Below are 16,869 nucleotides of genomic sequence, written 5' to 3'. Positions count from 1 at the left end.
GTCTTTAGGGACAGTCAGCAATTTGCTCAATAGCTAGTGATATAGTGAACCAAACATAAAAAAAGCTCCAATTTAGGAGCTTTATTAGTTCAATAATACGACAGTTTAATCAGCGGCTAAAACAGTAGCGCTTACTGCACCAAAACCTATGCGCGCAGCCCCGATTTTTTCACACCAACCTTTCATAATGACACAATCACCATCTTCTAAGAAAGTACGAGTTTCACCATTAGGCAAGTGAATAGGCTCTGAGCCAGCATTCGATAATTCAAGCATTGAACCGGCTTCTTCTGGTTTAGGGCCCGACTGTGTACCGCTACCAAACATATCACCTGAGCGCAGGTTACAACCATTAACCGTATGGTGCGCTACCATCTGCGCTACGGTCCAATATGAATCTTTAAAATTTGATTGCGACAATTGCACCGGTGCTTGCTTGGCATTACGCATGGTCTCAGTTTCAATTAATACCTGTAAGCTTAAATCTAAAGAACCAAAATCTCGATTGTGCTCTGACTCTAAGTAAGGCATAGGCTGAGGATCCGCTGCGTCACGTGTCCATGTTGACCGATAAGGTGCTAAGGCTTCTGACGTTACAATCCACGGAGAAACTGTTGATGCAAAGCTTTTTGACAAGAATGGCCCTAAAGGTTGATATTCCCAACCTTGAATATCTCGTGCTGACCAATCATTAAATAAACACATACCAAAAACATGATCTTCGGCATTTTCGATGCTAATAGGCTCACCCAAAGCATTACCCTTACCAATAAATATACCCACTTCCATTTCATAATCTAAACGCTTACATGGACCAAAAGAAGGCTCTGTTGCTGTTGGTGCCTTAGTTTGTCCTTTAGGACGCTTAAAGTTACTACCAGAGATCTCAATCGAAGAAGAACGACCATGGTAACCGATAGGAACCCATTTATAATTGGGTAACAACGGGTTATCAGGACGGAACTTGCTGCCAACCGATGTGGCATGATGAATCGAAGTGTAAAAATCAGTGTAATCACCAATTTGACATGGCAAAGCAAATTCAACATCGGTTTGTGCGATTAAACATGATGCTACTTTCGTTTGTAATGCTGACCCTTGGGTTAATGCTTGTGATAACGCTTGGCGTAAAGCGCTCCAAAAACGGTTACCCATCGCCATAAAAGCATTTAACTGAATGTGACAGCATTGCTCCAGGGCTAATTGTGTGTCGCCAGCAAAAATATCCAAGGCGAATAGCGCTTTTAAATCAATAACCTGATCACCAATGGCTACACCTGCTCGACAGTCTTCTTTACTGTCTTTTCGCTTAAAACTAGCAAAAGGTAGGTTTTGTATTGGAAAGTCACAATTTTCTACATTGGCAGACTCTACCCAGCTAGTTAAAGCCGGGTTGTGCGTTTCATTAAGTAAATTGGTGTTAGACATGGGCTAAACAACTCCAGAAAAAAATAGGTAAAATACGTGTTTACAATACACGTTATTAAATAGCAATGCGCCGTATTATAACAAGCGTTCTCATAAAGGCTATGCCAAGAAAATATACTTAATAAACAGCTGTCAACAATATGTGGCAGGGCCAAGTTTACAGCCACACTTGACTTACCTTTAACAAAAATGATCTAAACACTATTCGCCAGAATCGACATTTGCTAGAATGCTGCCGATTTATCAGTATATGGTAAAATTAGCACGCCTGCCTTAGCGGTAGGTTAACATTCAATCTATAGCTCCTGACTTACTATCAGGCTCGCTCAATGGGTCAATAAAATATGAATAACATTACCGTTTGCGCCTTATATAAATTTGTTCGCTTAGAGAACTTCGACGCTATTAAGCCACCTTTGCTACAAGTGATGGAAGACAATGCAGTTAAAGGCACCTTACTTTTAGCGCTTGAAGGTATCAACGGCACTATCGCTGGTTCACAAATAGGCATAGACGCCGTACTCGCCTTTATTAACAGTGACAGTCGTTTATCTGGCGTGTCAGCTAAATGCTCGTTTCATCAAGACAACCCTTTTGCTCGCACGAAAGTTAAATTAAAAAAAGAAATTGTCACCATGGGTGTCGAAGGTATAGATCCAACACTTACCGTTGGCACTTATGTTAAACCCAAAGATTGGAATGCCCTTATTTCTGATCCCGAAATGATCTTGATAGATACCCGCAATGATTACGAAGTAGAAATTGGCAGTTTTAAGAATGCTATCAACCCAAATACCGAAAGCTTCCGTGAATTTCCTGAATATGTCGCGAAAAATTTAGATAAAACTAAACACAAAAAAGTCGCTATGTTCTGTACCGGCGGTATACGTTGTGAAAAGTCCACCGCCTATCTAAAAGAGCAAGGCTTTGAAGAAGTTTACCATCTAGAAGGTGGCGTATTAAAATACCTTGAAGAAGTCCCTGAACAAGACACTATGTGGCAAGGCGAATGTTTTGTATTTGACAGCCGAGTTGCCGTTAACCATAATTTAGAGCGTGGTCAATATGACCAATGCTATGCCTGTCGTTATCCAATTACAGCAGCAGAAAAAACCAGCGAGCATTATATTCAAGGCGTAAGTTGCCCACGTTGTTATGATAAATACACTGACGAGCAAAAAAGTGGCTTTCAGGAACGTGAAAAACAAATCAACCTTGCTAAAGCGCGTGGTGAAGAACATATTGGCGGCGACATAAAACAAGTAATAGCCGAGCGTCGAGCCACTAAAAGTGCCAGTAAACAGGCTCAGAAAAAATAGGTTTTTTGCCAACAGAGCAAACGAACTAAATAAAATGCCTGCTGATTAGCAGGCATTTTTTATGTCAGATAAAAAATAGTTACCGGCCCAGTAACATCAATAACATCAACAACAATAGTCAAGAGAGAGCAAAGATAAATTTCAGCCAAAAAAAAACCTCAACATATAAATGTTAAGGTTTTAAATTTTTACTAGACTATGTTTTACTAGAATGCTTTTTACTAGAATATAATATGGTGCCTTGACCCGGAATCGAACCAGGGACACGAGGATTTTCAATCCTCTGCTCTACCGACTGAGCTATCAAGGCACTGTCTTTAAATGAATAAACCAGATAAACATCGTATTCACTTTGAAAGAAGCGACATAGTATCGGGAATTAAACTCGCTCGCAAGCCATTTTATTGACTTGTATTGATAATTACTTGATATAGCATAAAAAAACAGCAGTCATGCCATTATCTCAACTCATAGCAATCCTATTACCTCACCCACCTCATCACTCTTGCACATTGACGAACAGGTTATTACAAGCAGCTAAGTCAATGCAGTAATACCTGAGCAATTACCGAGCAATTACCGAGCCGTACTAATCCTACGAAAAATACCACAAAAAATGCCACGAAAAAGAGCATACCTGAAAGGCCTAAATATTATCATGCTTTCACATCGACGTGCATCTAAGCACTGATGCCGTGGAGCTAGGGATGGCTAGGAAAGGGCTGAAGATAAAAAAGCCAGCATATTTGCTGGCTTGATTTACGTTTTCATACTTAGCCTATTAGCTAAATATACCTTTCATTATCCAGAAGAAGATAATTGAAAGACCTGCACCTATAGGTAATGTAATCACCCAAGAGATAACAATATTACGCACTACACCTAAATTAATAGCAGCAATACCACGCGCCATTCCTACCCCTAGCACCGCACCCACTAATGTTTGTGTGGTTGAAATAGGTAGGCCTGCACCTGAAGCAATAACGACTGTACATGCAGCGGCTAACTCAGCAGCAAAACCTCGACTCGGTGTTAAGTGAGTAATCCCAGTACCAATAGTGGCCATAACACGATGACCAAACAATGCAAGACCGGCAACAATACCTAAACCACCCAGTGGTAAAATCCACCAAACTAGTGAAGCTTTCTTGGCAATTTCACCACCGTTATCCACAATACTAACGACAGCAGCTAATGGCCCAATGGCATTGGCAACATCATTTGAACCATGAGCAAACGCCATACAACAAGCGGTTACTATCATCAAGACAGCAAATACTTTTTCAACATTAGCGTAATGTGTAGTTTTATCTGCTTTTTCATCAAATTTAAGACGAGTGATAAAATACTTACCAATAATAGCAACAATAACAGCGACAATAATCGCTAGGTAATAGCCACCAGCGCCGGCAATTTCAAAGTTATAAAAACCTAAGTTTATATTCTCTAAACCTATATGTTTTAAACCTTTTTTAATGGTCACTAACGATAAAACAAAACCCGCTAAGAACATGTAAAACGGCACATAACGTTTTGCTTGTTCTAATGGTTTGTCGGTATCAAAAATGAGTTTTTGTGCACTATTAAAAATAATAAAAGCAATAACACCCGAGATCAACGGTGTAACAACCCAACTACCCACAATACCGCCTACTTTACCCCAAGCTACTGTATCAGGGCTTATGCCGATGGCAGCAAAGCCGATAATAGCGCCAACAATTGAGTGAGTAGTAGATACCGGCCAACCTAAAACAGACGCTACTAACAACCAAGTTGCGGCGGCTAATAAGGCAGAAATCATACCAAAGACTAATAATTCAGGAATATCGACAAATAACGCTGGGTCAATAATGCCCTTACGTATGGTTGATGTAACTTCACCACCGGCTAAATATGCACCAGCAAATTCGAAAATCATTGCAATAATAATAGCTTGCTTAATCGTTAATGCTTTTGAACCAACTGATGTTCCCATAGCATTAGCAACATCGTTTGCACCTATGCCCCATGCCATAAAAAAGCCGACAGCAGCGGCGATCATGACTAACGTAGAGCCATGAGTGAGTAAAATTTCCATAAGTCAGCCTTATTTTCTAGCTAAAAGAATTTCTAAACGTGCGCCAACACGTTCGGCAAGATCAGCTAAGTCGCCAACCCAATCAATGATTTGATATAAAAACATCACATCTATGCAATTTAAATCTTTTTCAATATTTAGTAAATCTTTACGTAATTTAATTTGCATACCATCTGTTTCATCTTCAATTTCATCAAGTTGACTGATCATTTTAGTGACCAAATCAACTTCGCGACCACGAAATCCAGTTTCTAATAAGTCATCCAGTTCATTTATTGCATCTGCGGCTTTTTCAGCTGCGTCGATACTACGCGCTACATAAGCAATAAACTGCGCTTGTAATTCGGTAGGAATGGTTAATTTTCGGCCAAAGATACGTCCGGCAATATCCTTTGCGCGATTGGCAATTTTGTCTTGTTGAGATAATAACTCTAGTAAATCAGCACGATCGACGGGCATAAATAAACCGCCTGGAAGTTCTAAGCGAATTTGACGTTTTAAATCGTCAGCATCACATTCCAATTTAGAAATTTTCTTACGAATTTTTCCCGCACTACTCCAATCTTCTTCGGTCACTGCCGCGAAAAAAGGCACAAGCTGACTACAACACTTATGTACTATTCGAATATGTTTTTCTAAGGGTTTAATTGGCGACTTTGCAAATATGCCAATTATCGAGTTTCTGGCCATAATTAATTTCCAGGAGCTTAAGCTCTTTGTTTTTTATTCGACGCGGATATTAAAGCATTTGAAAGTGAATTCAAAGGTTTTATCACAAGACAGTGGCTGTTTATAGCATGATTGTTGATTATCTGTGCCATTAAAAGTATAGACATTATTAGCCATACAATAGCCAATAATGTCTATAACTAAATACATTAATTTAAGTTAATGATTTAAGATAAAGACTCGAAGTCTTCAGGTGTGGTATGACGCACCGATTTACCTTTGACAAAATAAATAATGTATTCACAAATATTTTGACAACGATCACCAATACGCTCTAACGCTCGGGCTGACCAAATAACACTCATCACTTGTGGAATTGAACGTGGGTCTTCCATCATATAAGTCATAAGTTGGCGCATTAAGGCTTCATATTCACGATCAATTTTATCATCGTTTTTATGTACTTTAATCGCTGCTTCAACATCCATGCGAGTAAACGCATCCAAAGTGGCTTGTAAAAAGGTTAATACATGACGACCCAAATTATCCAAATTCGATAATAGGTCTTTATGCTTACCTGATAAGCTTTCTAAGGTGACATTAGCAATTTTACCTGCTTCATCGCCAATACGCTCTAAATCAGTAATGGTTTTTACAATTGCCATCACTAGACGTAAGTCACCTGCTGCTGGCTGACGCTTGGCAATGATACGCGTACACTCATCATCAATAGTCACTTCGGCGTTATTAATCAAATAGTCGTTGTTGAGCACTTTTTTCGCTAGCGCTTCATCCGCATCACAAACCGATGTTAGTGCATCAGCTAGCTGTTTTTCAACCAAGCCACCCATATGCATAACATGATTCATAATACGTTCTAAGTCTTCGTTAAACTGGCCAGAAATATGACGACCAATATTTAAATTATCCACGGTATAACCCTCTGTTTATCGTCAATTTTATTTAACCGTAACGGCCAGTAATATAATCTTCTGTTTTCTTCTTTGCTGGCGTCGTAAACAAGGTATTGGTGTCACTATACTCAATAAGGTCACCCATATACATAAAGGCAGTTTGATCTGACACACGCGCCGCTTGTTGCATATTATGGGTAACAATTACCACAGTAAACTGTTTCTTTAAATCATTGATCAATTCTTCAATGGTTAAAGTTGAAATAGGATCCAAAGCTGATGTTGGTTCATCTAATAATAACACTTCAGGTTCAATAGCAATAGCGCGCGCAATCACTAGACGTTGTTGCTGACCACCCGAAAGCCCCAAAGCACTCTCATGCAACCTATCTTTAACCTCATTCCACAACGCCGCACTACGCAAGGCTTTTTCTACCGCTTCGTCTAGCACACGGCGGTTGTTGACCCCGGTGATACGCAAACCATAAACAACATTTTCATAGATAGATTTAGGGAAAGGGTTTGGCCGTTGAAATACCATACCTACTTTACGACGCAAAGCCGCCACATCGGTATGGCGATCGTAAATATTCTCACCATTAAGGTTTATTTCACCTGTTATCTTACAAATATCGACTAAATCATTCATCCGGTTTATGCAACGCAACAAGGTTGACTTGCCACAACCACTGGGTCCGATAAAAGCAGTGACTTGCCCCTTAGGAATCGACATTGAAATATTTTGCAATGCTTGCTTGTTACCATAATATAAGTCTAGGTTCTTAATTTCTAACGCTACTTGCTCTGGCGACAGGTTATTAAGATCTAGCTTAACCCTGTGTTCTGATAATTTTTTTGGGGTAACAGAAATCATAGTATTCTCTTTAAATCTTGTTCAATAGATAGGAATTACTTCCCGTGCATCTTTTAATTTTTTAAATTGCTTGGTTTTATCGTCTGAGCTTATTGATCTAACATACGATATTTTTCCCGCAAGCGATTACGAATAGAGACCGCAGTTATATTCAAAGCAACAATAATACTCACTAATAATAATGCCGTGGCATAAACCAAAGGTCTGGCCGCTTCAACATTGGGGCTTTGAAAGCCAACGTCATAAATGTGAAAACCTAAGTGCATAAATTTACGGTCTAAATGTAAAAACGGGAAGTTACCATCCAGGGGTAAGTTTGGCGCCATTTTCACCACACCAACTAACATCAGTGGCGCAACTTCACCTGCCGCACGTGCTATGGCTAAAATAATGCCGGTCATAATCGCCGGACTCGCAATAGGTAAAATAATACGCCATAAGGTTTCAGCTTTAGTGGCGCCTAAAGCTAAGCTACCGTGTCGCATAGCAGAAGGAATACGCGATAAGCCTTCCTCAGTTGAAACAATAACTACAGGTAAGGTTAAAATAGCCAAGGTAAGCGCTGACCACATCACGCCTGGCGTACCAAAGGTCGGGCTAGGCAGTGTTTCAGCATAAAACAAATCGTCTAAGCTACCCCCCACCATATAGACAAAGAAACCTAAACCAAATACCCCATAAACAATAGAGGGTACACCTGCAAGGTTAATGACGGCAATGCGTAGTAGTTTTGTGAGCGCATTGTTACCGGCGTATTCATGCAAATAAATGGCGGCAACAACACCCAATGGCGAAACAATCACTGTCATTAACAGCACCATTAATACCGTACCGAATATCGCAGGAAATACACCACCTTCTGTGTTCGCCTCACGCGGATCTTCGCTAACAAATGCCCCAATTTGACTAAAAAACATTTTCAGCTTTTCAAATACGTTGAGTTTATTATTAAAGGTAACCTGTAATACATCTTCAAAATTAATGGTAACTTTTTGTCCATCCATAGCGCGCACAACAATTTGGTCACGGGAGATTTTCTCACGTAAAGCCATCAACTGCTCTTCTAGCACACTATATTCAGCCTTTAAGCCTGCAACTTTATCTTTAAACTCTTGCTGCAATTGCGCAGTAAGCGTGTCATCAAGTATATGCTTGCGCTCTTCTAAGCGCGTGCGTTCTATTTGATAGTTAATGGCGCCAATATCAGACTTTTGTAAGTCTTCCATTTCAGCTTGAAAGTCACTAACTCGCTCAACGAGCTGTAACATTTCATTTTGCTCTACCACCTGACCATCTAGAATAACTTCCTCGATAAAGCCATAGAAATTACCATTAGTGCGACGCTCAATAACCACTAACTCTTCAGGTAAAGAGGTGTTATTAATTTGCGGTACTAAAATCCAGCGAAAGTCTAAACTGACTAATTCACGATTACCGGTTTTAATTAATAGTCGCTCAATAGTTTCAGCTGACTCGTCAATATTGAGATTTAGATGTACCAACTGTGATGCAGGTATACTCTCTCTTTCGTAAATTTCACCAATAACCGTTAAATTTTTACCTTGCTCATCAGTCATTTCAAACTGATAAATATCTGCTGGCCAAAAATAACTTAAACCGCGCCAGGCGATTAACCCCAGTAAACCTAAAACCGATATCAGGCTGATGCTAACACCACCTGCTGACAACCACACCCAAGGAGAGCCAGACTTAAACCAATTATTCATGCTATGTCGCCTTCCTTACAATGAGCTATATTTTTCACGCAAACGCTGACGTACAAATTCAGCTAGCGTATTGACTACAAAGGTAAATACAAATAAAACAAATGCGGCCAAGAACAGAATACGATAATGAGAACTACCCACTTCCGATTCTGGCATTTCAACCGCAATATTTGCTGCAAGTGTTCTCATGCCTTGGAAAATACTCCAATCAAGAATCGGGGTATTACCGGTTGCCATTAACACAATCATGGTTTCTCCCACCGCACGGCCAAGTCCCATCATAACGGCAGAAAATATGCCTGGGCTGGCGGTCAGTAACACCACTTTAATTAAGGTTTGCCATTGAGTGGCGCCTAATGCCAAAGAACCACTGGTTAAATGCCTAGGGACACTGAAAATAGCATCTTCAGCCATAGAGAATATCGTAGGAATAACCGCAAATCCCATGGCAATACCCACAACTAAAGCATTTCGTTGGTCAAAACTAATGCCTAAATCATTAGTAATATATTGTCGAACATCACCACCAAACAAGTGTAATTCAAGCACAGGAGATAAGGCGAATGCCGCATAAGACGCCAGTAAAATAGCCGGTATTAAAATAATAGGTGCCCATGTTTCAGGAATAAGTGTTTTGTATTTTCGAGGTAATTTGTGCCATGAGAAAGCGGTAATAAACACTGAGGATGGAATAAAAACCAGCAATAAGCAGATAGCCGGTAAGTAAATTTCAATAATAGGGGCTAACCAAAGTCCAGCCAAGAAACCTAAAATAACGGTTGGCAAGGCTTCCATCATCTCAATGGTCGGTTTAACTTTTCTGCGCATACCAGGCGTCATAAAGTAAGCCGTATAAATGGCGGCAGTTAAGGCAATAGGTACGGCAAACATCATAGCGTATGATGCGGCTTTAATGGTACCAAACGAAATAGGCACCAAAGAAAATTTTGCTTCAAAATCATCAGAGCCAGAAGTAGATTGCCAAATAAACTCAGGTTCAGGATAACTTTCATACCAAACTTCTTGCCAAAGTGCTTGCCAAGTAACTTCTGGGTGCTCATTTTTGACAGAGAAAATAGCCAATTCTTTGTTCGAAAATACCACTAAACCATCGGCACGAGGGGCAATAGAAAGCGCTTGAGCATTACCTTGGTGTAAATTACCACGCCATAAATCTGCTTCGCTGGTGGTATAAAACATGCCCATTTCACCTGACGGTGTTTCGGTATAAAAACTTTTACGATATTGCTCGGTATATATGGCGGTTATCGGTTCATTGTCACTCACTTTGAAACGACGAATTTCTTTAAATTCACGCCCTTCATCTGTGGAAACTTCGAACCATTGACTGACTGAACCATTGTCATCGCCTAATAAAATTGAGCTACCACCTGATAATAAGGCCATACTGGTAATATGATTAGGTGTTGATTTATTTTGTGCCAGTTGCGGAATAATGGTCGCTTTTAGCTCGGGTTCATAATCTAATGAAAACACAGCGACTTGATCATTTTGGCGAACAAACGCCATAGACAAACCTGACGATACCAAAATATCATTAACCTGCTTTGCCTCATAATCAATTTCTTGATATTGCACTTCATACGCCGTGTCGTAATTAAAGTCATCTTCAGCTAACAACGTAGTTTTAATCAGGCGATTATCTTGAGTAAAAGCAACGAAAATTGCTTTTTCATCATCCATAGCAAATGACAGCTTGGTAATTGCTGCATTATTTTCATCAATAGGTAAATATTCTTTACCTAACGGATAACGAATACTAGGAATAATGACCCTTTTACCACTGGTAAAATTAGCCGTAAAACTGGGGACAATAAGCTGAACATTGCCAGCACTGTCAATTAATAGCTTTTGCTTTTGCCCCACATTAATCAGCTGCGCTAGGCTTTCGCCATCAGCAACCAATGGTTGAGAAAGTATTTTGTCACCGGCTTTATGCCCGTCACCATCAACTAATTGATAAAAGTTAATCTTGCCTTGTTCAGTAATGCTATAGGCGACTTCTTTTAATTCATCAACGCCTGTTGCTAGCACTTTATATTCTTCGTTGATAACAAATTTTGCGGTTACATCAACTTTTGCAGATTCAAAGATAGGTTTAATTACGTAGAGTAAATACATGAATATTAATACTAGCGTAAATAAAACACTGATACCGCCTAAGGTAATTATCCATTTTGCTAATGAATTTTTCACTTTGCGATAGTTTGCTGATTTAGAAGCAATGGCCACTTAAAAACACCTTCAACTATGATAATTTTTTAACTGCGGCTATTGTAAGACAGCAACATGACAGTTTTGTGACAAGGTGTTTTTTATCTCACACCGCCATTAAAAATAACAGCGACAACTTGCTAGTTTTTAGTTATGTTATGACTTATTAAATGTTATCAATGAAATAACCAAACCTATTAAAATAACCGCGCATTGGGCAGAAGGAAAAATAACAACATGAATATTAATAAAATAATGCAACGTAATTTAATAACGTTAGAGTTAGATGACAGCTTAGAGAGTGCTAAAAACTTGTTTGATCAACATAATATTCATCATATTTTGATCAAAGATAAAACCACCTTAACAGGCATTATTACCGACCGTGATTTATGGAAAAACTTAAGCCCCACTATAGGTACGCGTAAACAAACCCCGCAAGATAGTTTTATATTGAATAAAAAAGTGCATTTAATCATGGCTCGTGAACTGATCACCGCAACAGAAGATGTCAGCTTATCTGAAGCAGTATTGCTATTTCATGATCATAAAATATCTTGCCTGCCTATTGTTGATGAAAATAAATGTGCTATTGGTGTTATTACTTGGCGCGATATCATCAAGGTCATTGCGGTGCAATATCGTCGCAAAAATCAAGACAACGGTAAGTAATAATACCCAACTTTATTAATCGCCCTAGTGTAATAAACAGTAAAACCGCGATAGAAACTTAACAGCTAGCAGATAACATCGAACAGCCCGCTTTGTGTTTAACTTATGCCGGAGGTTTTTCAGCAAAGCTCTCAAATGCTGGCTGCTCATCATAGCGCTTAGATAACACTCCTTCTCATTAGTGCAGAAAACCATTGCTGCAGAAAACATCACTTTTCTGCTCTGCCAACTCAATGGTTTTCTGCGCTAAATACTTACCTAATGCCTGTTTAGCGTTAGTTGCATTCAATCGTGTGTAGCAAATCATGCTTAATAAATGGCGCTTAATAAATTACCTTTAATAAGACGTTATTAATAAAATGAGTTAGCTGTTTTAATTTAGTCGCTTAAATACAGACTAAAAAAATACATAAAAAACCATCACAGTGTATAAACGAGTGAAATTTAATTTATATTTCAATCTATATTTCAATACTATACAGCTGAAGATATTTAATCTAACGCCCTAAAGCAGATATTAAATGCCTATTTTGAGTACTTACTTGTAAATATCTTTTCATAAAAATGTTACTGATTGTTATAAAAACTGCTAGGTTAAGTCTCAGAGAGATATACTGGTATTAAGCCAAATAACAGGGATGAGATGGGATGTACGTATGGCCTATAAAAAAAATATAGCTGCTTTATTGCAACAAGTGCATGAAATGACTAGTGTGCTGGATAATATTGGCTCCTATGTTTATTGCAAAAATTTAGCCGGTAAATACACCTATGTTAATGCCGATGTTGCCGCGTTATTTCAAACCTCTGTTCAAGATATTATAGGTAAAGATGATAGCCACTTTTTTGATTTAAATGTGCTTGATGAATTGCTTAAAAACGATCGTAAGGTTATTTTTGGTAAAGTTTCGTTAGCTTTTGAAGAAAGTAATCTGATTAAATCTACCGGCAAAGTGCACACCTATAAAACCATTAAAAATCCTATATTCAATGAGATGGGCGAAATTATTGGTCTTTCAGGGATATCGACAGATATTACCATGCAAAAATTACTAGAAGAGGATAATCAGGATCAAAAGCATTTATTCGACGTTATTTTAAATAATATTGATGCCTACATTTACATGAAAGACGCTAAACGCCGCTACCGATATGTTAATAGGCGCGTAGCCGAACTGATTGGTCTGCCTGCAGAAGAAATTATTGGTAAACTTGATACCGATGTTGTTTCGCCGAGCTATGCTGATCACTTTTGGCAAACTGACAAACTCGCATTTGAGGGCAACGAAAAAGTAGTGATCAACGAAACAGTAGAGTCACCTGACAAAAAAACGCAACATTACCTCAGCACCAAAGTACCTTTCCAATTAAGAGGTGATATGAGAACTATGATAGCCTTTTCCACCAATGTCACTGAACTATATCAACTGAAAGAAAAATTTGAACAACTGGCTAATACCGATGTATTGACCAGTATCTACAACCGTCGTTATTTTTTTGATAATGCTAATCGAGAGTTCAACCGGGCGAAAAGACACCAACAAGCACTGGCTGTTATCTCGTTAGATGTTGACCACTTTAAGACTGTTAACGATCAATATGGCCACCCTGTTGGCGATCAAGTGTTAATCAAAATTGCGCAACTCATTACTCCCACTATCAGAGCCGAAGATATTTTTGCCCGAATAGGCGGAGAAGAGTTTTCAATATTACTACCCAACATTAGCCTGTCTCAAAGCTTGCAAGCCGCAGAAAGATTACGCGACTTATTAGATAAAAAACCAATACTTATTAACAAAAACATTATGCTATCAATAAAAATTAGTTTGGGGGTTTCGGTGCTAAAAGCCAGCGACAATTGCTTTCAAGATCTCTATGCCCGCTCTGACAGTGCTTTATATCAAGCTAAGTCTCAGGGGAGGAATCACGTATATTTAATCGACTAATCATCAAAGCCTTAAGCGCATTCAAACCCAAGCGATAAATTTGCGATGCCAAACACAGATAGCTTTTAGCTTAACGACATCAAGCCCATAAAACCTCATTGCCAACAAGGTCACTATTAACCTAGAATAGCGACATTACTCACACTGTCTAAAAAAGGTTTTTCATGGCACAACCATTACCCGATAAATTCATCATGTCGATGAACCGCGTTTCCAAGGTAGTTCCACCTAAACGCACAATTTTAAAAGACATCTCACTTTCTTTCTTTCCTGGTGCAAAAATTGGTGTGCTAGGTCTCAATGGCTCAGGTAAATCTACCTTACTGCGTATTATGGCCGGTCTTGATACCGAATTTGAAGGTGAATCAAAAGCACTTCCAGGTACTAACATAGGTTATTTGCCACAAGAGCCAATATTAGACGAAGAAAAAACTGTCCGTGAAATTGTTGAAGAAGCCGTTTCTGAAGTAAAAAATGCTATAGCACGATTAGACCAAGTCTATTCAGACTACGCAGAGCCCGATGCCGACTTTGACGCTTTAGCGAAGGAGCAAGGGCAATTAGAAGATATTATCAATAGCCAAGACGGCCACAATATCGACAACGTCTTAGAGCGCGCCGCTGATGCTTTACGTTTACCTGAGTGGGAACAAAAAATTGGTGTACTTAGTGGTGGTGAACGTCGTCGTGTTGCACTTTGTCGTTTGTTATTACAAAAACCTGATATGTTGCTACTTGATGAGCCCACCAACCATTTAGATGCTGAATCTGTTGCCTGGTTAGAGCGATTTTTACATGACTATCCTGGTACCGTCGTTGCTATTACGCATGATAGATATTTCTTAGATAATGTCGCTGGTTGGATCCTTGAGCTTGATAGAGGATATGGTATTCCTTATGAAGGCAACTATTCTTCATGGTTAGAGCAGAAAAACACCCGTTTAGAACAAGAAAGTAAAACTGAAAGTGCCTTGCAAAGAACCATTAAACAAGAACTTGAATGGGTACGCTCAAATCCAAAAGCGCGTCAGTCAAAAAGCAAAGCCCGTATGGCTCGCTTTGAAGAGCTTAATAGCCAAGATCATCAAAAGCGTAATGAAACAAACGAGCTGTACATCCCACCAGGGCCTCGTTTAGGCGATAAAGTATTAGATGTTAATAACTTAACCAAATCTTTTGGGGATAGAGTACTGATTGATAACTTAAGCTTTAGCGTACCTAAAGGGGCTATTGTCGGTATTATCGGACCAAACGGTGCTGGTAAATCAACCTTATTTAAAATAATGTCAGGTGCTGAACAGCCAGACTCTGGACATGTAGAACTCGGTGATACCGTTAAGCTTGCTAGTGTTGATCAGTTTCGCGATGACATGGACAACAGTAAAACCGTATACCAAGAAATATCTCAAGGCCATGAAATTTTACAAATTGGTAGTTTTGAAATTCCAAGTCGTGCTTACGTTAGCCGCTTTAACTTTAAAGGTAATGATCAACAAAAGATCATTGGTGACTTATCTGGTGGTGAGCGTAACCGTGTTCATTTAGCCAAATTAGTGCAAACAGGTGGTAACGTATTACTGCTCGATGAACCCACCAACGATCTAGACGTTGAAACCTTGCGTGCACTTGAAGAAGCGCTGTTAGAATTTCCAGGCTGTGCCATGGTTATTTCCCATGACCGTTGGTTCCTTGACCGCATCGCCACCCATATTTTAGATTACCGTGATGAAGGCAACATCAACTTCTATGAAGGAAATTATACAGAATACGAAGAATGGTTGAAGAAAACTTATGGTCCAGCAGCAGCTGAACCACATAGAATAAAATATAAAAAAATAGGTTAACTAACTAGTTAACAACAAGTAAAAGGCACCTTAATAAATTAATTAAGGTGCCTTTTTATTAAAATCGGGCTATGCTGAGTAAATCACTTTTTGATAATTAAACTCATTTTGATAATGAAAATCAATGCAAAATAGACGCCAATTTACACGAATTATTTTTTCTATACCAGCAGAATTAGCAATAGAGCAGCAAGTATTTAATGTCAATATTCATGATATATCATTAAAAGGCGTTTTACTTTTTGCTGATACTAAAGGCCTATTCCTTGAAAAAAAATTGGGTTTACTATCACTTAAATTAGATGACTTTGGCGCTAAAATCATAATGAAAGTCACCGTTGCTCATCAAGAAAGCAATAAAATTGGACTGCAATGCAATGGTATTGATATTGACAGTGTGAGTTTATTACGGCGCTTAATTGAACTGAACCTTGCAGACGATAAGCAATTTCATAAAGAACTGTCGCAGCTAACTCGACCTTAATTAATACGCGCAACTTCAACTAAATTTTCAAAGGATTTATTATGAATCATCTTATTATATCTTTCATCACCGCAGATCGCCCTGGCATAGTCAAAGTATTATCTGACCTTATCAGTCAGCATAAAGCCAATTGGCAAGAGTCTAGTTTACATCAGATATCAGGCGTTTTTGCTGGCGTGATCGACATTGCCGTTGCCCCTGAAAGCTCAGCAGCATTATCGAGTGAACTCGCGGCCTTAACCGGCTTTAAAATGCAAATAGAACATGTGCAACCTAATGACTCAGTACCTGAAACCTTGCTTGTTTTAGAACTAACGGCAAACGATAGAGCGGGCATAATTCAAGAAATATCTTCTACTATTCATCATCATGGTGGTAATTTACTTAAACTGGTGAGTACACAAGAAAGCGCACCACATGCCGGCCATGAATTATTCAAAGCAAAAGTTACTATTTCGACTAATACAAAAGCTATCGACTCTATGATTGATGCGCTTGAAAACCTCGCCGATGACTTGATGGTAGATATTTCTCGCTAAAAAACTAACTATTGCCCAAGACGCTAGCAATGCCTTAGCTTGTTTTTCATACTGTTTTATATGTTTTTATATTATTTTATAAAAATATTATTACTCTTTCATATCGACTTAAAGCTTCTATTAATACCCTGGTGCTATGTT

At 38.9% G+C, this 16,869-nt stretch carries 13 protein-coding genes and 1 tRNA gene; 6 read left to right on the top strand and 8 right to left on the bottom strand.

Going from position 1 to position 16,869, the window contains the following annotated elements:
- Positions 1–105: 105 nt before the first annotated feature.
- A complete protein-coding gene (gene fahA / locus H4J61_RS09935) occupies positions 106–1,428 on the bottom strand; it encodes a fumarylacetoacetase (protein WP_182136518.1) in 1,323 nt (440 codons plus the stop codon).
- 344 nt (positions 1,429–1,772) lie between these two features.
- On the opposite strand from fahA, the gene H4J61_RS09930 reads away from it, so the two are divergent.
- Positions 1,773–2,747, top strand: a complete 975-nt coding sequence (locus H4J61_RS09930; RefSeq protein WP_182184936.1) for a rhodanese-related sulfurtransferase — start codon at positions 1,773–1,775, stop codon at positions 2,745–2,747.
- Positions 2,748–2,981: 234 nt separating this feature from the next.
- Here H4J61_RS09930 and H4J61_RS09925 read toward each other — a convergent pair.
- From H4J61_RS09925 to H4J61_RS09895, 7 genes are all read right to left on the bottom strand, one after another.
- Positions 2,982–3,057 (bottom strand) — tRNA-Phe (locus H4J61_RS09925).
- Between the two features lie 471 nt (positions 3,058–3,528).
- On the bottom strand, positions 3,529–4,824 hold the full coding sequence (locus H4J61_RS09920) for an inorganic phosphate transporter (protein WP_182136520.1): 1,296 nt from the start codon (positions 4,822–4,824) through the stop codon (positions 3,529–3,531).
- Between the two features lie 9 nt (positions 4,825–4,833).
- Positions 4,834–5,514, bottom strand: a complete 681-nt coding sequence (locus tag H4J61_RS09915; RefSeq protein ID WP_182136521.1) for a TIGR00153 family protein — start codon at positions 5,512–5,514, stop codon at positions 4,834–4,836.
- Between the two features lie 206 nt (positions 5,515–5,720).
- The gene (phoU, locus tag H4J61_RS09910) at positions 5,721–6,425 is read right to left on the bottom strand and encodes a phosphate signaling complex protein PhoU (RefSeq protein WP_182136522.1); all 705 of its coding nucleotides are present in this window, start codon (positions 6,423–6,425) and stop codon (positions 5,721–5,723) included.
- 31 nt (positions 6,426–6,456) lie between these two features.
- Complete coding sequence (gene pstB / locus H4J61_RS09905) at positions 6,457–7,281, bottom strand: phosphate ABC transporter ATP-binding protein PstB (RefSeq protein WP_182136523.1); 825 nt, start codon at positions 7,279–7,281, stop codon at positions 6,457–6,459.
- Between the two features lie 89 nt (positions 7,282–7,370).
- Complete coding sequence (pstA, locus tag H4J61_RS09900) at positions 7,371–9,008, bottom strand: phosphate ABC transporter permease PstA (RefSeq protein ID WP_182184935.1); 1,638 nt, start codon at positions 9,006–9,008, stop codon at positions 7,371–7,373.
- A gap of 15 nt (positions 9,009–9,023) precedes the next feature.
- Positions 9,024–11,150, bottom strand: coding sequence for an ABC transporter permease subunit (locus H4J61_RS09895; RefSeq protein WP_182185207.1), 2,127 nt, complete (start codon positions 11,148–11,150; stop codon positions 9,024–9,026).
- A gap of 330 nt (positions 11,151–11,480) precedes the next feature.
- Between H4J61_RS09895 and H4J61_RS09890 the strand changes: the two genes are divergently transcribed.
- The 5 genes from H4J61_RS09890 to H4J61_RS09870 all read left to right on the top strand — a co-directional run bounded on the left by H4J61_RS09890 (position 11,481) and on the right by H4J61_RS09870 (position 16,728).
- A complete protein-coding gene (locus H4J61_RS09890) occupies positions 11,481–11,915 on the top strand; it encodes a CBS domain-containing protein (protein WP_182136525.1) in 435 nt (144 codons plus the stop codon).
- Positions 11,916–12,571: 656 nt separating this feature from the next.
- Positions 12,572–13,861 carry a diguanylate cyclase gene (locus tag H4J61_RS09885; protein ID WP_182184934.1) on the top strand — a complete coding sequence of 430 codons (1,290 nt, stop codon included), beginning with the start codon at positions 12,572–12,574 and terminating at the stop codon, positions 13,859–13,861.
- A gap of 164 nt (positions 13,862–14,025) precedes the next feature.
- A complete protein-coding gene (gene ettA / locus H4J61_RS09880) occupies positions 14,026–15,705 on the top strand; it encodes an energy-dependent translational throttle protein EttA (RefSeq protein ID WP_182136527.1) in 1,680 nt (559 codons plus the stop codon).
- A 124-nt stretch (positions 15,706–15,829) separates the two neighbouring features.
- A complete protein-coding gene (locus H4J61_RS09875) occupies positions 15,830–16,189 on the top strand; it encodes a PilZ domain-containing protein (RefSeq protein WP_182184933.1) in 360 nt (119 codons plus the stop codon).
- A gap of 41 nt (positions 16,190–16,230) precedes the next feature.
- Positions 16,231–16,728, top strand: coding sequence for a glycine cleavage system protein R (locus H4J61_RS09870; protein WP_182184932.1), 498 nt, complete (start codon positions 16,231–16,233; stop codon positions 16,726–16,728).
- Positions 16,729–16,869 lie beyond the last annotated feature (141 nt).

The organism is Colwellia sp. MB3u-4 (assembly GCF_014077065.1).
Classification (GTDB): Bacteria; Pseudomonadota; Gammaproteobacteria; order Enterobacterales; family Alteromonadaceae; genus Cognaticolwellia.
The sequence above is the reverse complement of the archived record's forward strand: the minus strand, read 5'-3'. Positions and strand labels throughout refer to the sequence as shown.